At 74.0% G+C, this 21,437-nt stretch carries 20 protein-coding genes and 1 pseudogene; 8 read left to right on the top strand and 13 right to left on the bottom strand.

From position 1 onward, the window contains the following. Window positions 1-44: 44 nt before the first annotated feature. The 3 genes from ACFPBZ_RS18525 to ACFPBZ_RS18515 are packed head-to-tail and all read right to left on the bottom strand — an operon-like array spanning window position 45 to window position 3,798. The gene (locus tag ACFPBZ_RS18525) at window positions 45-1,463 is read right to left on the bottom strand and encodes a hypothetical protein (RefSeq protein WP_378037574.1); all 1,419 of its coding nucleotides are present in this window, start codon (window positions 1,461-1,463) and stop codon (window positions 45-47) included. Continuing rightward, window positions 1,460-3,664, bottom strand: a complete 2,205-nt coding sequence (locus tag ACFPBZ_RS18520; RefSeq protein ID WP_378037573.1) for a TOMM precursor leader peptide-binding protein — start codon at window positions 3,662-3,664, stop codon at window positions 1,460-1,462. The genes ACFPBZ_RS18525 and ACFPBZ_RS18520 overlap by 4 nt, the downstream gene beginning before the upstream one ends. Then, on the bottom strand, window positions 3,661-3,798 hold the full coding sequence (locus ACFPBZ_RS18515; protein ID WP_378037572.1) for a hypothetical protein: 138 nt from the start codon (window positions 3,796-3,798) through the stop codon (window positions 3,661-3,663). Before ACFPBZ_RS18515 ends, ACFPBZ_RS18520 begins: the two co-directional genes overlap by 4 nt. A gap of 232 nt (window positions 3,799-4,030) precedes the next feature. Here ACFPBZ_RS18515 and ACFPBZ_RS18510 point away from each other — a divergent pair, with 232 nt between their 5' ends. Further along, on the top strand, window positions 4,031-4,888 hold the full coding sequence (locus tag ACFPBZ_RS18510) for an AfsR/SARP family transcriptional regulator (protein WP_378037571.1): 858 nt from the start codon (window positions 4,031-4,033) through the stop codon (window positions 4,886-4,888). 31 nt (window positions 4,889-4,919) lie between these two features. Here ACFPBZ_RS18510 and ACFPBZ_RS18505 read toward each other — a convergent pair whose 3' ends face one another. Both ACFPBZ_RS18505 and pdxH read right to left on the bottom strand, forming a co-directional pair. After that, window positions 4,920-6,224: an MFS transporter gene (locus tag ACFPBZ_RS18505; protein ID WP_378037570.1), complete on the bottom strand. Its 1,305-nt coding sequence runs from the start codon at window positions 6,222-6,224 to the stop codon at window positions 4,920-4,922. Window positions 6,225-6,243: 19 nt separating this feature from the next. Beyond that, window positions 6,244-6,894 carry a pyridoxamine 5'-phosphate oxidase gene (gene pdxH, locus ACFPBZ_RS18500; protein WP_378037569.1) on the bottom strand — a complete coding sequence of 217 codons (651 nt, stop codon included), beginning with the start codon at window positions 6,892-6,894 and terminating at the stop codon, window positions 6,244-6,246. A gap of 126 nt (window positions 6,895-7,020) precedes the next feature. On the opposite strand from pdxH, the gene serC reads away from it, so the two are divergent. Next, the gene (serC, locus tag ACFPBZ_RS18495; RefSeq protein WP_378037568.1) at window positions 7,021-8,148 is read left to right on the top strand and encodes a phosphoserine transaminase; all 1,128 of its coding nucleotides are present in this window, start codon (window positions 7,021-7,023) and stop codon (window positions 8,146-8,148) included. 90 nt (window positions 8,149-8,238) lie between these two features. Further along, complete coding sequence (sepH, locus tag ACFPBZ_RS18490) at window positions 8,239-9,177, top strand: septation protein SepH (protein WP_378037567.1); 939 nt, start codon at window positions 8,239-8,241, stop codon at window positions 9,175-9,177. A 14-nt stretch (window positions 9,178-9,191) separates the two neighbouring features. Here sepH and ACFPBZ_RS18485 read toward each other — a convergent pair whose 3' ends face one another. Together ACFPBZ_RS18485 and ACFPBZ_RS18480 are read right to left on the bottom strand one after the other, a co-directional pair. After that, window positions 9,192-9,881, bottom strand: coding sequence for a DUF2537 domain-containing protein (locus tag ACFPBZ_RS18485; RefSeq protein ID WP_378037566.1), 690 nt, complete (start codon window positions 9,879-9,881; stop codon window positions 9,192-9,194). A 43-nt stretch (window positions 9,882-9,924) separates the two neighbouring features. Continuing rightward, window positions 9,925-10,731, bottom strand: coding sequence for a TrmH family RNA methyltransferase (locus tag ACFPBZ_RS18480; protein ID WP_378037565.1), 807 nt, complete (start codon window positions 10,729-10,731; stop codon window positions 9,925-9,927). A gap of 256 nt (window positions 10,732-10,987) precedes the next feature. Here ACFPBZ_RS18480 and ACFPBZ_RS18475 point away from each other — a divergent pair, with 256 nt between their 5' ends. Beyond that, a complete protein-coding gene (locus ACFPBZ_RS18475; RefSeq protein WP_378037564.1) occupies window positions 10,988-11,524 on the top strand; it encodes a bifunctional nuclease family protein in 537 nt (178 codons plus the stop codon). 341 nt (window positions 11,525-11,865) lie between these two features. Further along, a complete protein-coding gene (locus ACFPBZ_RS18470; RefSeq protein WP_378037563.1) occupies window positions 11,866-13,344 on the top strand; it encodes a glutamate-cysteine ligase family protein in 1,479 nt (492 codons plus the stop codon). Here ACFPBZ_RS18470 and ACFPBZ_RS18465 read toward each other — a convergent pair. The 3 genes from ACFPBZ_RS18465 to ACFPBZ_RS18455 all read right to left on the bottom strand — a co-directional run bounded on the left by ACFPBZ_RS18465 (window position 13,341) and on the right by ACFPBZ_RS18455 (window position 15,912). Next, window positions 13,341-14,204: a DUF559 domain-containing protein gene (locus tag ACFPBZ_RS18465; RefSeq protein ID WP_378037562.1), complete on the bottom strand. Its 864-nt coding sequence runs from the start codon at window positions 14,202-14,204 to the stop codon at window positions 13,341-13,343. The genes ACFPBZ_RS18470 and ACFPBZ_RS18465 overlap by 4 nt on opposite strands. A 193-nt stretch (window positions 14,205-14,397) precedes the next feature. Further along, window positions 14,398-15,651: an MFS transporter gene (locus ACFPBZ_RS18460; RefSeq protein ID WP_378037561.1), complete on the bottom strand. Its 1,254-nt coding sequence runs from the start codon at window positions 15,649-15,651 to the stop codon at window positions 14,398-14,400. A 42-nt stretch (window positions 15,652-15,693) separates the two neighbouring features. Beyond that, window positions 15,694-15,912 carry a dodecin gene (locus tag ACFPBZ_RS18455; RefSeq protein ID WP_378037560.1) on the bottom strand — a complete coding sequence of 73 codons (219 nt, stop codon included), beginning with the start codon at window positions 15,910-15,912 and terminating at the stop codon, window positions 15,694-15,696. 177 nt (window positions 15,913-16,089) lie between these two features. Here ACFPBZ_RS18455 and ACFPBZ_RS18450 point away from each other — a divergent pair, with 177 nt between their 5' ends. Together ACFPBZ_RS18450 and ACFPBZ_RS18445 are read left to right on the top strand one after the other, a co-directional pair. Further along, the gene (locus tag ACFPBZ_RS18450) at window positions 16,090-17,469 is read left to right on the top strand and encodes a molybdopterin-dependent oxidoreductase (RefSeq protein ID WP_378037559.1); all 1,380 of its coding nucleotides are present in this window, start codon (window positions 16,090-16,092) and stop codon (window positions 17,467-17,469) included. Then, entirely contained in the window at window positions 17,469-17,969 is a 501-nt protein-coding gene (locus ACFPBZ_RS18445; RefSeq protein WP_378037558.1) for a hypothetical protein, read from the top strand. The genes ACFPBZ_RS18450 and ACFPBZ_RS18445 overlap by 1 nt, the downstream gene beginning before the upstream one ends. Window positions 17,970-17,992: 23 nt before the next feature. Here the strand turns inward: ACFPBZ_RS18445 and sfnG are convergent, their stop codons facing one another. Continuing rightward, complete coding sequence (sfnG, locus tag ACFPBZ_RS18440) at window positions 17,993-19,111, bottom strand: dimethylsulfone monooxygenase SfnG (protein ID WP_378037557.1); 1,119 nt, start codon at window positions 19,109-19,111, stop codon at window positions 17,993-17,995. Between the two features lie 206 nt (window positions 19,112-19,317). Then, the gene (locus ACFPBZ_RS18435; RefSeq protein ID WP_378037556.1) at window positions 19,318-20,751 is read right to left on the bottom strand and encodes an NCS2 family permease; all 1,434 of its coding nucleotides are present in this window, start codon (window positions 20,749-20,751) and stop codon (window positions 19,318-19,320) included. A 32-nt stretch (window positions 20,752-20,783) separates the two neighbouring features. On the opposite strand from ACFPBZ_RS18435, the gene ACFPBZ_RS18430 reads away from it, so the two are divergent. Next, window positions 20,784-21,038, top strand: a complete 255-nt coding sequence (locus tag ACFPBZ_RS18430) for a DUF2530 domain-containing protein (RefSeq protein WP_378037555.1) — start codon at window positions 20,784-20,786, stop codon at window positions 21,036-21,038. Here the strand turns inward: ACFPBZ_RS18430 and ACFPBZ_RS18425 are convergent. Next, window positions 21,035-21,437 (bottom strand): annotated as a pseudogene (locus ACFPBZ_RS18425) (sacsin N-terminal ATP-binding-like domain-containing protein); the annotation flags it as partial. The gene ACFPBZ_RS18430 and the pseudogene ACFPBZ_RS18425 sit on opposite strands and share 4 nt — an antisense overlap.

Here is a 21,437-nt window from a genome sequence, read left to right as displayed (position 1 = left end):
CGTAACCGAAGCGAAGATCACCCCGAACCCTCGTCACGGAGAGTTCACCTTGCCGGATCTAGGGCGCACACGGCCACCGGGACCTCCGCCGGCCACACCCGATCGATCACGGCCTGCCAACCCTCCGTGGCGACGAGGGGTGCCGGGTACACGGTCACCTCGTTCTCCCGGCCGACGAGGAGGAGGATCTGCTGGAGCGCTCCCGCCTGGACGAGAGCCGTGGCATGGGTGGCCGTCCCCGGCGTCCCGGCGCTCCCCGCTCGCCGGGACGTCGCCAGCAGGACGGCCGCGGGGGCGAACTCCTGCTCCCCGATCTCGGAGGAGCACGCGGCCACGATGTCGGTGACCGTCGGCCGCGGCAGCCCGAGGGACGTCAGGGCGTGCTCCGCCGGGTCGTAGTGGTAGACGTCGGTGTCGAGCTCGGCACGGTCGAGTGCGACGTAGATCTCGAGCTCGCAGAGCCGCCCGACGCTCAGGTAGGGGCGCTGGGGAGGGCCGACCTCCGGGGCGCGCCGGTCGTCGGGGGCCCGCATACGGAGCCCGCGGGAGAGCAGGGCACCGAGCCGGGCGGCCGTCAGGACCCCGCCGGTGAAGGTCGGGAGCTCGTACGCCGGGGCGAGCACCTGGTCCATCCGGGAGTTCCGTCCGCCGACGGTCGGGAGCGGCACCGACGTGCCGGGATACGGCTCGCGCACCGCCCCCATCGTCGCGACCCGGTCCCGGAGCTGGAGGCGTTCCGTGGCGACCTGGCCGGGCCGGCGGGTCCGCGCCTCGAACTCGAGCTCGAGCGGGGTCCACCCGACGAGGTCGGGGTCGACGTCCTCGTCGTAGGTCCCGTCCTCGCGACCCACCTGGACGACCCCGGTCGCGATCAACCATCCGAGGACGTCCTCGACGTCCTGGCAGGTCGCACCGTCGAGACACGGATCGCCGTCCGGGCCGCCGTCCGTCGCCCGGCCGCTCAGGGCGGCCACCCGGACGCTCGACGCGATCTTCGACAGCAGGGCCCCGAGCACCGGCCCCTCGCACACGACCTCGTGGCGCGCTCCGGGAGCGCTCACGACGAGGCTCCCGGCCGACGGCCGGATGACGGTCAGCCGCGAGAGCCGGACGACGGAGCGGGGATCGGCCGGGACGGGGCGGAACGGGGCCTCCGCCGCGATCGGGACCACGGACAGGCGGGCCTGCCCGAGCCCGGCCTGCTCGAGGGAGTGGGCGACCGCGCCCGTGACCCCGTCGAGGACCTCGGCGAGCTCGGCGCGCCGGTCCGGCTCCGCGTTGTCGAGATCGACCGGACCGAGGGCGAGCCGACGTAGGTCGGGTTCCACCCGGGTCGCCCTCCGGCCGAGGTCGATCTCGCCCCACGGGGCGATCATCGTCAGTCGGTCGTCCCCGGACTCGAGCGCGACCGTCTCCCGCAGCGACCACAGCCGCCGCAGGGTGCGCACCTCCAGCGCTCTCACAGGAACACCACCCGGGGGTTGAGCGACTCGTACGGGAGGGGTTCCGCACGACGGCCGAGCTCAACCGGGACGTCGAAGAGCCGTCCGGGCGCGAAACGCGCCCACATCGGCCGCAGGGTTGGGACCACGGTGCGCACCACCGGCAGTCCGACGTCCGGTCGGGTCTGGTCGAGCACCAGCGGGTCGAGACCGTGGGCGCACAGCCGGGCGACGACGGCCGACACGCCCCCGGCGGGGTCGACGGTCCCGCCCCCGAGGAGGTCGGTGACCGGGACGGCCGGCCCGGGCGACGGGCGCAACCAGGGTTCACCGGCCGTGTCGACCTCGTCGATCCAGCGGCGGACGTCGAGGTCCTGTGACACCACGGCCCCGTCGAGGACCAACGGGATCGAGGAGGCCAGCTCGCCGAGCGCCCGACGCAGGGCGACGGCCGGGTCGGGATCGGCCCCGAACCCGAGCATCACGCGATCGGCGGCGCCGTCGGGGCGGCGTCGACCCGAGAGCGCGACCACGACCGGGATCCCGAGGTCGGAGGTCAGGTCGAGCGCCCAGAGGTCCCGGCCCAGGGACCGGTGCCGCTCGCGGACGGCGCGCGTCCCGGCGTCCCCGTCGAGGTCGAGGCCACGCATCGGCGTGCGGTTGTACCACCAGAGGGCCACCGCGTCCCGTTCGACGAGCTCCAGCAGGCCGCGTCGGATCGCCTCGTCCCGGGTGGGCCCCGCGGCGCAGCCGTTGGAGTCGGCGGGCGCCCAGAGCGGTCCGGGGGCGCCGTGGTGGAGCATGCCGGTCGGGAGCAGGCGCCGACGACCGTCGCGCAGCGACCACATCGGGGTCCAGGAGGTCACCTCCTCGTCGTCCACCGCCGGCGCGACCTGGTTGAACACCCCGTGCTCGGCGTTCCAGCGGTCCCGGTCGCCGATCTGGCGCGGGTCGAGGAGGAGGCAGTCGCGGGGGTCGACCGCAGCGTCACCGAGGTCGTTCCGTCGGGCGCGGACGTGCTGCTCGTCGCCGAACCACTGCCCGCACCACCGCTCGAGCGCCTCGCCGAGCCCGGAGGTACGGGCCGCCTCCGGCGAGGAGCCGGCGCCGCCGCACCCCAGCCGCGCACGGCGGCGGACCGCGTCCATCGAGATCCGACGGGGAGAGGGCAGCGGACCGGTCCTGGCGATGAAGGTCTCCGCGACCGGACCGGGAGTGACCTCGAGAGCGGGTACGACGCCCGTGACGGGGCTGACGAGGTGCCCGAGCGCCGCGGGGAGACCCCGCCCGGGCGGGGCGTCGCCGGGCGTCGGGCCGAGCCGGACCTGACGGTTCGCCCGCCGCGTGACGATCCCGGTGTCGCCGCAGGTCGGGCACTGGGGTCGGCGACGCAGCTCGTGGCGCTCGGAGGTCATCGTCCGGCTGTCGTGCACGACCACCGCGCGACGGACCGGCCGGTCGAGCCCGTGGGCCCAGGCGTCGACCTCGAAGGCCACCGCGTGGGCCGTGTAGCCCAGCGTCGCCGGGTGGGCGGGCAGGGCCCGCGCCAACGGCCTCGACTCGCCGCGCCGGTCGAGCACGGCCTGCTCGGCGCGCCGGTGCATCCGCAGCCGGTCCGCCAGGCAGGTCCAGCACGGCCCGTCGGGGGTCGTCCCGAAGAACGGCCCGATCCACTGCCGGACACCCCGTGCCCGCACCGGGAGCCACGGGCGGCCCTCGGCACGGAACTGCGCGTCGAGCTCGGCCAGCCCGGGATCGAGGAGATCGGAGACGGTGACGACGGTGACGTCGACCCGTTCCGACGCCGTCGCCGGTCGCGCGCCGATCCCGTCGAGAGCGGCCGAGACCGCCGGCGCCGTCTCCGGGTCGCCGAGATCCAGGACCTCGACGACGGGGGACGGAGCCGCGTCGACCCGGGCTCCCGACGTGGCGCCGTGGAACGTGCTCAGCTCGGCACGGGGGCGCTCCGCCGGGGCGTCGGACCGGACCTCGACGAGGCCGCAGGAGCGCAGCCGTTCGAGGACGGCGACCTCCTCGGGGTCGGCGTCGAGAGCCGGGACGGTCCGGTCGCCGTCGACCAGCGCGCCGACGACGGCAGCCGCGCGACCGCGGAGGACGGTGATCCCGTCCTCCCCGACGACCAGTACCGCGTCGCCGTCGCGCTCCAGCCGCAGATGACCCCGCAGCCGCAGGCCCCCGGCCCGGGCGACGTCGACGGTCACGAGGAGGACGGGTCGACGGCCATGCACCAGCAGGTGAGGACCTGGTCGGCGGCCGGAGTCCAGCCGTCGAAGGACTCGAGCTCGACGACGCCGTGCACGGCCTCGGGGAAGGGGGTCGTGACGCTCTGGTTCATGTCGGCTCCCAAGCGGGTTTCGGAGGTCGATGGCGACCCGGATCACTCTGCCCACGGGCGGCGGCCCGAGGCAGTGGACCGCTCACCGAGGCGGGTGTGAGGTCTTCACACCCGTGGATGACGCCTCCATCGCACCCCCGTGCCTCGTGCACTGACCGCGATCGTCCTGGTCGGGGCACCGTCGACACCGTTCACGGCAGCAGGTGGACCGCCCGTCGACAGGAGACCACCCGTGGCCCCGCACCCACTCGATCCCCCCGCCCCGGAGCGCCGGCGGCTCACCCACCCCCTCGACGCCGGGTCCTTCGAGGACCACCTCGACCCGCACGTGCGCTTCCGGCTGCTCGGACGGCTCGAGGTGGTCGTCGACGGCCGGGACGTCGCCCCGACCGCTCCCCGGACGTTGCAGCTGCTCGCACTCCTGCTGTTGGGGTGGCGGCACGTGGTCCCGGCCGACGCGATCGCCCAGGAGCTGTGGGGGGACCGCCCGCCGCGGCGGGCGCGCTCGTCGGTACAGACCCACGTCCACCAACTGCGTCAGTGTCTCGTCCGACTCGGTCTGACCACAGACCCCGACCGCGTCCTGGTCACCCGGGCACCCGGGTACCGGCTCGAGGTCGACCCGCGCCGCACCGATCTGCACGAGTTCGTCCTCCGCCGGCGGGACGGTCTGCACGCCCTGGACGAGAAGCGCCCCGCCGAGGCGGCACGCTGCTTCCGCGAGGCCGAGGCGCTCTGGGCCGGACCGCCGCTCGCCAACGTCGCGCGCGGGCCGGTGCTCTCCGGCGAGGCGGTCGAGCTGCTGGAACGCCGACGGGCCGTCCGGAGCGCCCGGATCGACGCCGACATGATGTGCGGCCGGGACCGCGACCTCGTGGGTGAGCTGCAGTCGCTCTGTCTGGCCCACCCGCTCGACGAGGTCGTCCACGCGCAGCTGGTCCGGGTCCTCGGACGCTGCGGGCGCCGGGCGGACGCGATGACGGTCTACCGCCGGCTGCGGGACGCCCTCGACGCCGACCTCGGCGTGTCGCCGAGCGCGGAGGTCGAGGAGGCCTACGCGGAACTCATCAGGGTCCGGCAGGCGGGTTGAACCCGCTCCGGGGCGACGACGGGCCCGCTCGCTAGGCCTGGCTCGCCGGGACGTCCTCCGTCGAGCCCGCGGTCGGTGCCCGGTAGCGCCAGAACGCCGGGAAGGCGAGCACCACGGCGAGCATCCCGACGACGACCGCCACGCCGCCGATCGTCGTCGCCGCGCCGGTGCCGATGCTGTCGGCCACCCAGCCGTGCCAGAGGTCGGCCACCCGCGGGCCACCCGCGACGACCACCACGAACACGCCCTGCATCCGCCCGCGCATCTCGTCGGTGGCGACGGTCTGCAGCATCGTCGAGCGGAACACCGAGCTGACCAGGTCGGCCGCGCCGGCCGCCGCGAGCAGCAGGACGGCGAGCCACAGGATCGAGGTGAGCCCGGCCAGCGCGACCCCGACGCCCCAGAGGCACACCGCGATCGTCACCGCGACGCCCTGGCGGGCGACGCCCTGCAGTCGCCCGGAGAGCAGGCCGCCGAGCGCGGCACCGCCCGCGATCGACGCGGAGAGCAGCCCGTAGGCCGGCCCGCCGCCGTAGACCTCCACGGCCGCCTCGGGGAACACCGCGCGGGGCATGCCGAAGGCCATCGCGACGAGGTCGGCGAGGAAGCTGACCAGCAGCACCTTCGACATCGCGGCGTAGCGGAAGCCGTCGATCACCGAGCGGAGCCCGGCGCTCGTCCGGATCGCGTGCAGGACGCCGCGGACCCCGGTCTCGGCGCCGTCGGCGACCGGGAGGCGCGGCAGCCGGTAGGCCGCGTAGATCGACACGGTGAGGCAGACGGTGTCGACGAGGTAGAGGACCCCGACGTCGATGAACGCCAGCGCCACGCCGCCGACCAGCGGGCCCGCGAAGGCCCCGAGCTGCTGGACGGTGAACCACAGCGTGTTGGCCGCCGGCAGCTGGTCGAGCGGCAGGATGCGCGGCAGCACCGCCGAGCGGGTCGGCTGGTTCACCGCGAGGCACGCGGTCTGCACCGCGAAGATCCCGAGGACCGTCCACGGCCCGCCGATGTGCGTCAGCGCGCTCACCCCGAGGAGCGCGGAGGAGATCGCGATCCCGACGCCGGAGACCACGAGCAGCATCCGGCGGTCGACCGCGTCCGCGATCGCGCCGCCCCAGAGCCCGAACACCACGAGCGGGACCAGCCCGAACAGCCCGGTGAGCCCGACCCACGACGACGAGCCCGTCATCTCGTAGAGCTGGAAGGGCACGGCGACGACGGTCAGCTGCGCGCCGACCACGGTGACGATCCCGGCCGTCCAGAGCCGGCGGAAGGCCGGGGTCCTCAGCGGCGTCGTGTCGGCGAGGAGGCCCCGCCGTGGTCGTTCGCTCACCGAACGATCCTAAGCGCCCCTAGGGGGCCAGGCGCTCGACCACCCAGCCGCCGCTGCGCTCGTCGAACCGGAAGCGCAGCCGGTCGTGCAGCCGGGAGGTGCGGCCCTGCCAGAACTCGACGTGGGTGGGCATCAGCCGCCACCCGCCCCAGTGCGGCGGCGGCGGGATCTCCTCGCCCTCGGGGAAGCGGGCCTCGACGTTGGCGAACAGGCCCTCGAGGGCCGTGCGGTCGCGGACGACGGCCGACTGGGGCGAGGCCCACGCCCCGAGCTGCGAGGTGCGGGGACGGCCACGCCAGTACTCGGCGGTCTCCTCCTTGCCCAGCAGCTCGACGGTGCCGATCACGGTGGCCTGCCGCTGCTGGGCGTACCAGGGGAAGGTCACCGAGGCCTGCCGCGTCTGGCGCAGCTGGTGGGACTTCTCCGAGGTGTAGTTGGTGAAGAACGTGACCCCGGCGGCGTCGACGTCCTTCGCGAGCACGGTGCGGGTGGTGACCCGGTGATCCTCGTCGGAGGTGGCGAGCACCATCGCGTTCGGGTCGGGCACGCCGGCCTCGCGCGCCTCCTCCAGCCAGCCCACGAGCTGCTCGTGCCAGGTCGACGCCAGGTCGTTCACGTCGAGTTCACCGGCTCGATAGTCGACACGCAGGTCAGCGATCGGTGCGTTCACCCGGCCACGGTAGGCAGCCCGACCCCTCGTCGGGAAGGCGGTGAGAGATGGGACAAATCGCCGACGCCAACCGGCGACGTGGCACAGGACACAGCACGGGCACCGCGGGCTTGGGAGGATGCGGCCGTGACCGCTGAATCAGTGACGATCCCGGCCGACCTGCTGCCCGCCGACGGACGCTTCGGCTGCGGCCCCTCCAAGGTGCGGCCCGAGCAGCTGCGCGCGGTGGCCGACGCGGCCGACCTGATGGGCACCTCGCACCGGCAGAAGCCGGTCAAGGACCTCGTCGCGCGGGTGCGCAACGGCCTCTCGGAGCTGTTCACCCTGCCCGCGGGCTACGAGGTGGTGCTCGGCAACGGCGGGTCGACGGCGTTCTGGGACGCGGCGGCCGTCGGGCTGATCCGCGAGCGCTCGCTGCACCTGACCTACGGCGAGTTCTCCTCGAAGTTCGCCGGGGTGGCCACGGGCGCGCCGTTCCTCGCCGACCCGATCATCGTCCCGAGCGATCCGGGGTCCGCGCCCGAGCCGGTCTCCGACCCCTCGGTCGACCTCATCGGCTGGGCGCACAACGAGACCTCGACGGGCGTCGCCGTGCCGGTGGCCCGGCCGGCGGGCAGCGAGGGCAAGCTCGTCGCGATCGACGCGACCTCGGGCGCCGGCGGGCTCCCGGTCGACGTCTCGCAGAGCGACGTCTACTACTTCGCCCCGCAGAAGGGGTTCGCCTCCGACGGCGGGCTCTGGATCGCGCTGATGTCTCCCGACGCGCTGCAGCGCGTCGAGGAGATCGCCGCGACCGACCGCTGGATCCCCGAGTTCCTGGCGCTGACGACGGCCGTCGAGAACTCGCGCAAGGACCAGACCTACAACACGCCGGCGGTCGCGACGCTGATCATGCTGGCCGACCAGATCGACTGGATGAACTCGAACGGCGGCATGTCGTTCACCACGGGGCGGACGAAGGACTCGAGCGACCGGCTCTACGCCTGGGCGGAGAAGACCTCGTACACGACGCCGTTCGTCGCCGAGCCCGCGCACCGCTCGCAGGTCGTGGGCACGATCGACTTCGCCGACGACGTCGACGCGGCGGCCGTCGCGAAGATCCTCCGGGCGCACGGGGTGGTCGACACCGAGCCGTACCGCAAGCTCGGCCGCAACCAGCTGCGGGTCGGCATGTTCCCGGCGGTGGACCCGGACGACGTCACGAAGCTGACCCAGTGCATCGATCACGTGGTGGGCGCGCTCACGGGCGCGTGAATCGCGGGCCCGGCGCGCCTCCCTCGGACGGGGTGGACGCTCGCCTAGCGTCGTGCGGAGCATGCACACCGCCGACGGGGAGGCCCTGACATGCGAGAACTCCGGGTCGTCGGCCTCGGCGACGACACGTCGACCGTGATCCTCGAGGACCCCATCCGGCACGAGCGCTTCACGATCCCGTCCGACGAACGGCTGCGCGCGGCGGCCCGCGGCGACATCCGGAGGCTCGGGCAGATGGAGATCGAGACCACCTCACCGCTACGGCCCCGCGACATCCAGGCGCGGATCCGCGCCGGCGAGTCGGTCGCCGAGGTCGCGGCCGGCGCGGGCGTCCCGGCCGCGAGCGTCGAGCGGTTCGCCTACCCGGTGCTGCTCGAGCGCTCGCGGGTCGCCGAGATCGCCGGGCGCGGGCACCCGAGCACCGCGGCGGGCACGCCCGACCCGCGCAGCCTGTCCGAGATCATCACGACGACGCTCGGCGGGCGCGGGCAGGACCCGTCCGAGGCGACGTGGGACGCCTGGAAGGGCGAGGACAACGTGTGGGTCGTCGCGATGTCGTGGCGCGCCGGGCACTCCGACCACGTCGCGCACTGGACCTACGCCCCGGGCGCCAACGGCGGGGTCGTCGCGCCCCGCGACGAGCCCGCCCGCGACGTCATGGGCCTCGCCCCGGTCGACGGGCCGCGGCGCGCCGACGGGACCTCGGCCCGGCCGCCGGCCGAGGCCGCCCCGGAGGAGCCCGCCCGGGCCGAGGAGCCCGCCCAGGGGGCGCTGGCGGTCGGTGGCGGGGTCGCCCCCGTCGCCCCCACCAAGGGCCGGGGACGGTCCTCCCGTGCGGTGCCCGACCAGCGGGCCCCGGAGCAGCGCCGGGCGCCCCGCTCGGGCGGGCGCCGGAGCGAGCCGCGCACCGACCCGGCGCGCGACGACGGCGGCGGGGACGAGGGCAGGCGGCGCCAGCGCTCGCACCCGATCGTCCCGTCCTGGGAGGACGTCCTGCTCGGGGTCCGCTCCCCCCGCGACGGCAGCTGACCCTCCCGGGCCGCTCAGCCCGCCGCGGCCACCATCAGCGGCAGCACCGCGAGCCCCATCCCGACGAAGGCCCCCCACACCGCCCAGCGCCAGGTGAGGGCGGTGCGGTTGAGCCACAGCGCCGGCACGAGGCCCGCCACCACGACGAGGTCGATGAGCACGCCGACCCAGCCGAGCCCGGCCACCATCGGCAGCGCCAGCGACAGGTTCACCAGCAGCACGAGGCCCGCCACGAGCGCGCTCAGCGTCAGCCCGGTCGCCCACGGCGTGGGTTCGGTGAACACCGTCGAGACCGTCCCGCCGGACTGGCGCCGCCCAGACCGGAGAGCACGCCGATAGGGGGTCGGTAGCGGCACCGCGGGCACGCGCGGCCGGGTGGTCACGGCGCGCAGCGGGATGCGCAGCCCGGTGACGGGGTCGCAGTAGTCGACCGGGCGGCCCAGGGCCACCGACACCCGGGCGGCGAGGTGCCGCCCGGTGCGGCTCACCCGCACCGCCGCCGGCGACCCGGGCGGCTCCGCCGACCGGGAGAGCGAGTCCGCCGCCCGCGCCCACTCGTCCAGCAGCTCCACGAGGGGCCCGGACAGGTCGGTCCCGGGCGCGTAGAGCCCCCAGCCCTCGTCGTCGGGACCGCCGTGGGCGCCGACCGGGTGGCCGCCGACCAGGGCGCGCCCGCGCCGGGCCGCCACCTCGAGAACGGTCACGCGCGGCCCGTCGTCGGGAAGGCCGTCGTCGGGAGGACCGGGCTCACCGGACCCCCGCCGCACCGACCGCGGCGAAGGCGACCGCGCCCGCCGTCGCGACGTTGAGCGAGTCGACGCCGGCGGCCATCGGGATCCGCACCCGGTGGTCGGCGAGGTCGAGGGCCTCGTCGGACAGGCCCGGACCCTCCGCGCCCAGCAGCAGCGCCACCCGGTCGGCTGCCGCGAGAGCGGCGGGCGGGGTGTCGCCGGAGGGCGTGAGGGCGCCCAGGACGAAGCCGGCGGCCCGCAGGGCCCCCGCCAGCTCGTCCCAGGTCCCCGCCACGAAGGGCACCCGGAGCACGTGGCCCATCGAGACGCGGACGCTGCGCCGGTAGAGCGGGTCGGCGCACCCGGGCGCCAGCAGCACCGCGTCGACGCCGAGCGCGGCGGCGTTGCGGAAGAGGGACCCGAGGTTCTCGTGGTCGTTGACGCCCTCGAGCACCGCGACACGCCCGGCGGTGGCGAGCAGCGTGGTGAGGTCGGGGACCGGCGCGCGGTCGGCGCTCGCGAGCACGCCGCGGTTGAGGTGGAACCCGACGACGGCCGCCATGGTCTCGGCGTCGGCGACCAGGGCGGGCACGTCGAGGCCCGCGAGCTCCGGGGCGAGCTCGTCGATGCGGCGCGACACGCCCAGCAGCGCCCGCGGCGGGTAGGGCGACCCCAGCAGCCGGCGCACCACCACGGTGCCCTCGGCGAGCACCAGGCCACGCCCACCGGGACGGTCGGGGCGGCGGTCGGCGCGGGCGAGGTCGCGGAAGTCGTCCAGCTCCGGCGGGGCCCCACCGCCCGCCAGGTCCACGATCCGCGCCACACGGGCATCGTTCCAGATGTGATCGATGCTTCCCCCCGTCGCTCCGCCCGCCCCGACCGGGGTCGGGGAGCCGGACCGGCACGCGGGGGTGTGCCGGGCCCGGGCAGGGGGCATGCCGGTCGCGGGGGCCCGGACCGCTCGAGCCTGACGCCATCCGGTCGCGGCTGACAGGATGGGGCTCGGTGTCCGGCGGAGACGAAGCACAGCGGAACCCGATCATCGGGGCCGCAGGTCCCCGGGCCACGGGAGGCGAGTCGTGAGCGAGATGCGGGTGGTCGGCGTCCTGGCCGTCGACGACGCGGCGCAGCAGGCGGCGTCGGAGTCCAACCGGCACCCGGTGGTGCTCCTGCAGGAGGCGGCGGGGAAGCGCTGCCTGCAGATCTGGATCGGGCTCGCCGAGGCCGAGGCCATCGCGCTCGAGCAGCAGGGCCGGCTCCCGGAGCGGCCGCTGACGCACGTGCTGATCGCCGACGTGGTGACCGCGCTCGGGCGCACGCTGGAGCGCATCGAGATCACCGAGGTGCGCGGCGGGACCTTCTACGCCGACCTCGTGTTCGACCGTGGGCTGCGCGTGTCGGCCCGGCCCAGCGACTCCATCGCGATCGCCCTGCACGCCGACGTGCCGATCCACGCGACCGAGGCCGTGCTGGTCGAGGCCGGGGTGCTGGTCGACGACGACGAGGGCGAGGAGGCCGCGGAGGGGTCCGACGGCGTCCCCGACGAGGAGGAGGTCGACCGCTTCCGGGCCTTCCTCGACAATGTGTCGCCGGAGGACTTCGGCCGCGGCGGCTGAGGACGCCCACCGCGTCTGCATGTGCGCCCAACGGTCGGTGATCCACTCCCGCCTCCGCTGAACGGACGCTATGACGAGGCGAACGGCCACCGGGCCTGGTGCGGGTCCCGGACGTGTGCCACCGTCAATCCGGTCGTCGGGGATCGAACGGGTCCCGGCTCCCCGCGGTTCCGCCGCACCGGGAGCCCGGGCCGAGAGAAGGAGCCGGGTCACAAGATGGGGCCGACCGCCGTACCGTCCATCCCGGCGCACATTCCCGGCGACGACCGGTCCGGGTCCGGCGTCGTGGTGGGCAGCCCACCGCACCGCCGCCCGGTGACGGGAGCCAGGGTCGACGCCTGATGGGCCGGGTCGTGTCCCGCACCGTCCTGTCCGACCGCGAGCGGTACCGGGTGAAGGTCCACCGCTGCCTCGACGCGCTGCGCCGCATGGTGCACGAGGGCCGGTTCGCCCCCGACGAGCTGCGCACGGGCGTGGAGCTCGAGCTGGCCCTGGTCGACGAGGCCATGGAGCCGGCGATGCTCAACCACGCCGTGCTCGACCGGTCGGCCTCCGACCTGCTCACCACCGAGCTCGGCCGCTGGAACCTCGAGATCAACCTGCCGCCGCGCACGCTGCCCGGCGCCTCCGCGTGCGAGCTCGAGGACGACGTCGTCTCCCACATCGGCGCGGCCCGGCGCTCGGCGGCCGTCGTCGGGGCCACGCCCGTGACGATCGGCATCCTCCCCACGCTCGCCGCGGAGCACCTCGACTCCGACCAGCTCACCGACGACCCGCGCTACGACCTGCTCAACCGCCAGATGGTCGGCGCCCGCGGGGAGCCGTTCCACCTCGACATCGCCGCGCCGGGCGACTCCGAGCACCTCGTCCTCGACGTCGACTCGATCGCCCCCGAGGCCGCCTGCACCTCGCTGCAGCTGCACCTGCAGCTCACCCCGCAGACGTTCCCCGCGCACTGGAACGCCGCGCAGGCCATCGCCGGGGTCCAGGTGGCCCTGGCCGCGAACTCCCCCTTCCTGCTGGGCCACCGGCTCTGGGCCGAGACCCGGGTGCCGCTGTTCGAGCAGGCCGTCGACGTGCGCACCGTCGAGCTGCGCAACCAGGGCGTGCGCCCGCGGGTGTGGTTCGGCGACCGCTGGGCGTCCTCGGTGACCGACCTGTTCGAGGAGAACGTCCGCTACTTCCCGGGCCTGCTCCCCCTCGTCGACGACGAGGACCCCCTCGCCGTGCTCGACGACGGCGGCGCCCCGCAGCTCCACGAGCTGCGCCTGCACTCGGGCACGGTCTGGCGCTGGAACCGCCCCGTCTACGACGTCGCCGACGGCGTGGCCCACCTGCGCCTCGAGAACCGGGTGCTGCCGGCCGGGCCCACCGCGATCGACGCCGTCGCCAACGCGATGTTCTTCTACGGCCTCGTCCGGGCGCTCGTCGTGCTCGAGCACCCGCCGTGGGCGTCGATGAGCTTCTCCGCGGCGCACGCGAACTTCACCGAGGGCGCCCGCCACGGCCTCGACGCCGAGCTCTTCTGGCCGGGCCTCGGGACGGTGCCGGTCGACCGGCTGGTGCTCGACAAGCTCCTGCCGCTCGCCCGCTCCGGCCTGGACGCCTGGGGCGTCGACGCCGCGGTCGCGCAGCGCTACCTCGCGGTGATCGAGGCGCGCTGCCGGACCGGGTGCACGGGGGCCTCGTGGCAGACCCAGATGGTGGCGGCGCTCGAGAAGGACGGGTGCACGCGGCCGGAGGCGATGCGGCGGATGCTCGAGCGCTACGTGGCGCACATGAGCGACAACATCCCGGTCCACTCCTGGCCGGTCACCTAGGTCCCGACCGACCGGGCGGAGAGAGCGGCCGCGACGTTCCCGACGAAGGTCGCGGGCTGCTCGGTCAGCTCGAACCAGTTGGTCCGGATGACGACCCAGCCCCCCAGGACGAGAGCGTTCTGGCGGGCGGCGTCCCGGAGGAACTCCCGGAGATCGCGGTGGTAGGCCCACCCGTCGATCTCGACCAGCACCCGGGGTCCGAGGAACGCCAGATCGAGCACCGCGTTCCCGTACCCCGGGAGACGGACCTCGTGGTCGGCCACCCATCCGACGATCCCCGCCGCCCCGAGGGCCCGGTGCGCGACCCGTTCGGCCTCCGACCGCGCACCGCCCCCGGCGAGCCGGAGGAGCTCGGCGCACGGGCCGGCGCCCCGGCGGCCCGACGTCCGGAGGTGGACGCTGCGCAGTGCCTCGAGCCCGACCACACCCCTCTGCAGCACCTGGTCCATCAGTCGTGCTCCGGCCACCAGACCCAGCATCGCCGCGGCCGCGAGGACGGTCGTCGCCTTCTTCGTGACCGCCACGCCGTCGACCGTGACCCGCTCCGACGGGAGGACCGGACGCCGGAGGATGCGCACCCCGCGACGGGGACGCGGCTGGCTCTCTGGCGGGACCGCGATCTCGACCTCTGCCGGAGCCACGTCGATCATCCGCCACCAGTAGGCGGCCGAACGGCCGACGAGGGTCGCGTCGGGGCCCACCGAGAGCACGGCGGCGCGGATGCGTGAGCGAGGTGTCTCCGGGTGCTCCGCGGACCGGAGCACCCTCGCGTGGACCCGAATCCACTCACCGCGCCGCACCTTCGCGGCGATGAGGGCACGGCTGAACCCCGCCGTCCGGGCCTGGGCGACGGTGAACATCCCGTCCTGACCACGGATCTCCGCCCGGAACCGAGCTGCCTCGTCATTCATGTGGGCTCGGACGTGGCCAGGCCTCGATCGGCTCCCGGTCCTGGGCAAGATCTTATGGCGTGGGGCGTGTCTTCATGCCCGTTGGGCGTGTCGCCACGAAGAAGTGGATCATGCCGGCGGGAGACCGCCGAACGGGACCGCGTCAGGCCGGGGCGGCCACGGCGGCGCGGGCCCGGCGCGCCTGCAGGGCCAGCAGCCCCGCGGCCACCACCACCGTGGCGACGGTGAGCACCCCGCCCACCACCAGCGGCGCCCGGCCGCCCCACACCTCGGCCATCCAGCCCAGGACGGGCCCGCCGAGCGGGGTGCCGCCGAGGAGCACCAGCACGTAGAGCCCCATCACGCGGCCGCGCATCGACTCCGAGACGCCGAGCTGCACCGCGGCGTTGGCGGCCGTGGTGAACACGAGCTGCGCCAGGCCGGTGGGGATCAGGACGAGCGCGGTGAGCGCGTAGGTCGGCATCACCCCGGTGACGAGCTCGGCGACGCCGAAGAACAGCCCCGCCAGGAGCACGGTCCGGATGCGGGGGCGCCCGACCCGCCGGGCCGCGACGAAGGCGCCCACCAGGCAGCCGACCGCGAGCGCCGAGGTGAGCAGGCCGTAGGACTCCGCGCCGCGCCCGAAGACGAGCCGGGCGGTGATGGCGAGGGTCATGAAGAAGTTGATGCCGAACGTCGACACGAAGAAGACGACGGTCAGGAGCACGACGAGGTCGGGGCGCCGCCGGACCTCCTGCAGGCCCCGGAGCACCGAGCCGCGGGCCCGGGAGGCGCGCTCGTAGACGAACATCTCGGCCGGGCGCATCATCGCGAGCCCGGTGAGCACGGCCGCGAAGGTCGCCGTGTTGACCAGGAACACCCACCCGGTGCCGACCGCCGCGATCATCAGCCCGGCGATCGCGGGCCCGACGATCCGCGCGGTGTTGAACGTCATCGAGTTGAGCGCGACGGCGTTCGTCAGGGTGTCGGGGCCGACCATCTCGCCGGCGAACGACTGCCGGATCGGCGCGTCGACCGCGGAGAAGCAGCCGAGCAGGGCGCAGAGCACGTAGACGAGGCCGAGGGTGGCGGCGCCGGTGACGTCGAGGAGGCCGAGCGCGAGGGCGCAGGCACCCATGCCGACCTGCAGGGCCATGAGGACCCGGCGCTTGTCGTAGCGGTCGGCGACCGCCCCCGCCGAGAGGGAGAGCAGGAGGGTCGGGCCGAACTGCAGGGCGGCCGCCACACCGAGGGCGACGGGGCTGCCGCCGGAGAGGTCGAGGACCAGCCAGTCCTGGGCGACCCGCTGCATCCAGGTCCCGACCAGCGAGACCACCTGGCCGGAGGCGAACAGTCGGTAGTTGCGGACCCGCAGCGAGGCGAACATGGTCGGCGCCGTCGCCGCTTCGGCCGTCACAACCGTTGAGCCTACCTAACTATCTCGCCCCCGGCCGGGGTGTCACGACTTGGTGTCCTCCAGGGCGAACCCGATCTTCAGGGTCACCTGGAAGTGCTGGACCTCGCCGTTCTCGACGTGGCCGCGGATCTCGGCCACCTCGAACCAGCCGATCTCGCGCACGCTCTGGGAGGCGCGCTTGATGGCACCCTTGATGGCGTCGTCGACGCCGATCTCCGAGGTGCCGACGATCTCGCTCTTCGAGTAGATGTTGTCCGCCACTGGGCTCCTTCGTCCGGGGGTTCCGGCACCGGCGGGTGGTCCGGTGCCGCACTTCTGAACCGGTACCCGTTCTGGGGCGGACACCCACGGACGGACGGTTCGTCGGTGGGCACCCTCACCACGAGGAGCTCCGACGAGAGGGGACCCGACGCACGTGGACGATCGGCGGTACCGGGCATGACGACCTCGCAGGAGTCGCGCGACGAGGCACGCGTCGCACCCGAACCCGAGTACGGCTTCCCCCGGGCCCTGTGGCGCGGGATCGGCCGCATCCCCGTGCCCCCGCCCGCGCACCCGAGGACGTGGCGCAGCCCCCTGCGGGGCACGTGGCTCACGTCGGTGTTCGGCGCCGTGCTGCTCGTCGGGCTGCCGATCGTCATCCTCACCGGGCTGATGTCGTTCATCGCGTACGGCCCGCAGTTCGGGCAGGCGATCCCCGGCGACGTCGGCTACCTGCACCTGCCGTTCTTCGACTGGCCCACGAACCCGTCGTGGTTCTACCGCCTCACGCAGGGCCTGCACGTGGTCGGCGGGATGGTCCTCACGCCGATCGTGCTCGCGAAGCTGTGGTCGGTGGTGCCGAAGCTCTTCGCCTGGCCCCCGGTCACGAGCATCGCCCAGCTGCTCGAGCGGATCTCGCTGCTCGCCCTCGTCGGCGGCATCCTCTTCGAGTTCGTCACCGGCCTGATGAACTCGCAGTACGACTACTCCTGGGGCTTCGGCTTCTACACCGCCCACTACTACGGCGCCTGGGTCTTCATCGCGGGCTTCGTCTCCCACGTCGCCCTGAAGTTCCCGACGATGCTGCGCTCGCTGCGGCGCGGGCCGCACGGCACCGGCGCGTTCGACCGCTGGCTCCACGACTCCCCCGCGACGACCGAGCCCGAGCCGATGGACTCCCACGGCCTCGCGGCCCTGGCCCCGAACCGGCCGACGCTGTCGCGGCGCGGGCTGCTCGGGATGGTCGGTGGCGGGTCGCTGCTGGTGGGGGTGCTCTCCATCGGGCAGACCTGGGACCCGCTGCGCCCCCTCGCGATGCTCTCCCCGCGCGGGCAGTCCTACGGCGACGGGCCGAACGACTTCCAGATCAACCGCACGCTCGGGGGCTCCGGGATCGACCCGGTCGCGCTCGGCGACGGGTGGCGGCTGCGGATGACCGGCGGGTCGGGCGAGGTGTCGCTGAGCCGCCAGGACCTCCTCGGGATGCCGCAGCACACCGCGACCCTGCCGATCGCCTGCGTCGAGGGCTGGTCGGTGACCCGGACGTGGTCCGGGGTGCGGCTGCGCGACCTCGCCGCCCTCGCCGGGGTGCCCGAGCCCGCGAACGCCTTCGTCCAGTCGGTCGAGACCTCCGGCGCCTTCGCCCGCGCGACCCTGCAGCGCACCCAGGTGCTGCACCCCGACGCCCTGCTCGCCCTGCGGGTCGGCGACGACGACGGGGGCCCGATGGCCGACCTCGCGCCCGACCACGGCTTCCCGGCCCGCGTGATCGTCCCGGCGCTGCCCGGGGTGCACAACACCAAGTGGGTCGCGTCCATCGACTTCCGGAGGGCCTGATGCGGGCGGTCCTGCGCTTCTGGCGCTACCTCTACGGCGCGAACCCGCTGCACCTGCTGGCGATGGTCGGGTGCTTCGCGCTGGTCGGCTACGCCGTGTCGTTCGTCTACGAGGACCCGAGCATCGTCGCGCTGGCGATCTGGTTCGTCGGCGCCGTCCTCGCGCACGACCTCGTGCTCTACCCGCTCTACGCGCTCGCCGACCAGCCGCTGACGATCAGCCGGTGGGCGCGGCGGCGCTACGGCCCGCGGCGCCCGCCGCTGGTCCCGGCCATCAACCACGTCCGGGCGCCGGTCCTCGGCTCCGCGGTCCTCGGCCTGATCTACTTCCCGACGATCGCCGGGCGCGGCGAGGACGCCCTGCGCTTCACCGCCGGCATCAGCACGGCGCCCATCTACGGGAACTGGCTGCTGATCACCGGCGTGCTGTTCCTCGGCAGCGCGGTGATCTACGCGATCCGGCTCGGCATCGCCGCCCGTGCGCGGAACGTGGGGTCGTAGCCCCACGTCCCGCGCACGTGCCGTCAGGCCTGGGCGAGCTGGCGCTCGGGGAGCGCCGACTCCATCTCGCGCACGAGCGGGAGGACCTTCTCGCCGAACTGCTCGATCTCCTCCTTGACGTGCAGGAAGCACAGCAGGGAGAGGTCGACGCCGAGCTTCTTGTACTCGACCAGCCGCTCGGCGACCTGCTCGGCGGTGCCGATGAGCTGGCTCTTGAAGCCGTCGTTGTACTGGACGAGGTCCTCGAACGAGGAGTCCGCCCACATGCCCTTCTTGTCCGACGCCGACGCGCCGGCCTGCTGCACGGCCTGCCGGAAGCCCTCGACCTGCTCGACGTTCGCCTTCTCGACGATCTCGCGCAGGGTGTCCCGGGCCTCCTTCTCGGTGTCCCGGACGATCATGAAGCCGTTGAGCCCGAACTTGACGGTGCGGTCGTGCTCGGCCGCGGTCGCGTTGATGACCTCGAGCTGCTCGGTGACGCCGTCGAAGTCCTTGCCGTTGGAGAAGTAGTAGTCCGACACCCGGCCGGCCATCTTCTGCGCGGCCGTCGAGTTGCCGCCCTGGAAGATCGTCGGGTGGGGGCGCTCCGGGGTGTTCAGGGGCTTGGGCTTCAGCGAGTAGTCGTGGAACCGGTAGAAGTCGCCCCGGAACTCGAAGTGGTCCTCCTCCCAGATCCCCTTGAGGCAGCGGATGAACTCCTCGGTGCGCCGGTAGCGCTCGTCGTGCTCGAGCCACGGCTCGCCGAACGAGGTGAACTCGCCCTTGAACCAGCCGGAGACGACGTTCGTCGCGAAGCGGCCGTTGGTCAGGTGGTCGGCGGTGGCGCCGAAGTTGGCGAACACGCCGGGGTGCCACATGCCGGGGTGCACGGCCGCCATGACCTTGAGGCGCTCGGTGGCCATCATGATCGCGAGCGACAGCGAGGTCGACTCGTGCTGGTACTCCGCGGAGTAGCTGGCCATGTAGCGGACCTGGGAGAGCGCGTACTCGAAGCCGTTGTTCTCGGCCGCGATGGCGGTCTCGCGGTTGTAGTCCCAGTTCCAGTCGGTGCGCTGCTCGATGCCGCTGGTGACGAGGCCCCCGGAGACGTTGGGGACCCAGTAGGCGAACTGCAGGGGGTCGGACGGGATGCCGACGGACACGGGTGGCCTCCTGGAGGCGTGGGGGTGCCCCGGACGCGGGGCGGAGGGAAAGGGGCGCGGACCGGTCAGGGCCGACACGCCTGGGTCGCGAGGAGACCGAAGTCGACGTGCCTGCGGCGTGTCAGCGGCACTCCTGCGTCACCCATCGGACACAACCGTTCCCGGCGTCCGTACCAGTGTCAACCGGACGGGGACCTGCTCACACCTCAGGCGAGCGCGGCGCTGATCGGCCCCACCGCGAAGTAGGCGACGAAGGCGACCGCGACGACCCACATCAGCGGGTGGATCGTCCGGGCCCGACCGGTGGCGGCGTGCAGGACCACCCAGCTGATGAACCCGACCCCGATGCCGTTGGCGATCGAGTACGTGAACGGCATGACGACGATCGTCAGGAACACCGGCAGCGCGACGCGGAACTCGGCCCACTCGATCTCACGCACCCCGGCCATCATCAGCGCGCCGACCACGACGAGCGCGGGCGCGGCCGCCTCGACCGGCACCACCTCGTAGAGCGGGGTGAAGAACATCGCGGCGAGGAAGAGCACGCCGGTGACGACGTTCGCGAGGCCCGTCCGCGCCCCGGAGGCGATCCCGGAGGCCGACTCGACGAAGACGGTGTTCGAGCTCGACGACGCCGCGCCGCCGGCCACCGCGCCCGCGCCCTCGACGACGAGCGCCCGCCCGACGTTCGGGAGCTGGCCGCGGTCGTCGAGCAGGCCCGCCTGGCGGCCGAGGCCGGTCATGGTGCCCATGGCGTCGAAGAAGTTGGCGAGCACCAGCGTGAACACCAGCAGCGTCACGGCGATGATCGGCAGCCGCGTGAAGGCGCCGAGGGAGACGTCGCCGACGAGCGAGAGGTCGGGCAGCCCGACCACCGACGAGGGCACGCCCGGGTAGCCGAGGTTCCAGCCCTTGGGGTTGGTGCCGTTCGAGGGGCCGACCTGCGCGATCGCCTCGACGACCACCGCGAGGAGGGTGGTCACGACGACGCCGATGAGGATCCCGGCGCGGGTGCCGCGGGCGACCAGGACCGACGTCAGGAGCAGGCCGATGCAGAACACGGCCGTCGGCCAGCTCGCGATGGAGCCCTCGATGCCGAGCCCGACGGGCACCGTCGTGTTCGCGGCGTCGGGGAGCCGGCGGACGAACCCGGCGTCGACGAGACCGATCAGCGCGATGAAGGCGCCGATGCCGGCGGCGATGGCGATCTTGAGCGCGTCGGGGATCGCCGCGAACACCGCGGTCCGGAAGCCGGTGAGCCCGAGGATCACGATGATGATCCCCTCGACCACGACGAGGCCCATCGCCTCGGGCCACGTCATCTGCGGGGCGATCGTGACCGCGACGAGGGTGTTGATCCCCAGGCCCGTGGCCAGCGCGAACGGGAAGTTCGCGACGAGCCCGAACAGGATCGTCATGACCCCGGCGACGAGCGCGGTGACGGCCGCGACTTGCGGGACCGAGAGCGTCGCGCCCAGCACGTCGCGCTTCGCCGACGGGGCGGCCGGGTCGAGGCTGCCGAGGATGAGCGGGTTCAGCACGACGATGTAGGCCATCGTCACGAAGGTGACGAGGCCGCCGCGGACCTCGGCGCCGACGGAGGTCTGCCGCTCGTCCAGGTGGAACAGTCGCTGGAGCACGGCGGGAGGATAGCCGCACGTACGCTGCGTGTGTGGCCGAGATCGACACCGCTCCCGAGTGGCAACCGCCACCCCTGCCGCGGCGCCTGACCGACCCGGTCCGCCCGGTGCTCGTCGGGGCGGCCCTGTGGGTGGTCGCGCTGATCGTGCTCGCGCTGACCGGTGGTCCGGGCCCGTGGCTGTGGGCGTCCGTCGTGGGGGTCGGGCTCGGCGGGATCGGGCTGTCGGTCCTCTGGCTGCAGCGTCGCGCCAACGCGCGCGGCTCCCGGGGAGCCCAGAAGCTCTAGCGGGCCCAGGCCGCGAGCAGCGCCCGCACCGGGTCGTCGGTGTGCACGGCGTCGTCCTGCACCCACACCCCGGGGAAGACCTCCCGGGTGTCGCCGTCGCCCGCGACCGCCACGCGCAGCCGCTCGTGCACCACGACCTCGCCGCCCGGCAGCTCGCGACCCGCGGCGGCCGCCCACGTCACGGCGGCCGTGAGCGCGGCCCACGGCGTCGGCGTGCCGGGCGAGCGCACCTCGCCGTGCACCCGCTCGCTCGCCAGGGGCAGGTCGAGCAGATCGGCCAGCACGGCGGCCCCGCCGGGGGCGACCGGCACGAGCGTCGCCGGGTCGAGGGCGGCGACGAGCCAGGGCCGGTCGAGGACCGCGGGGGCGGGCCCGCGGTCGGGGTCGGCCGCGACGACG

The sequence above is a fragment of the Actinomycetospora atypica genome, assembly GCF_042653685.1.
Lineage (GTDB): Bacteria > Actinomycetota > Actinomycetes > Mycobacteriales > Pseudonocardiaceae > Actinomycetospora > Actinomycetospora atypica.
This window is presented reverse-complemented; position numbering and strand designations above follow the sequence as displayed.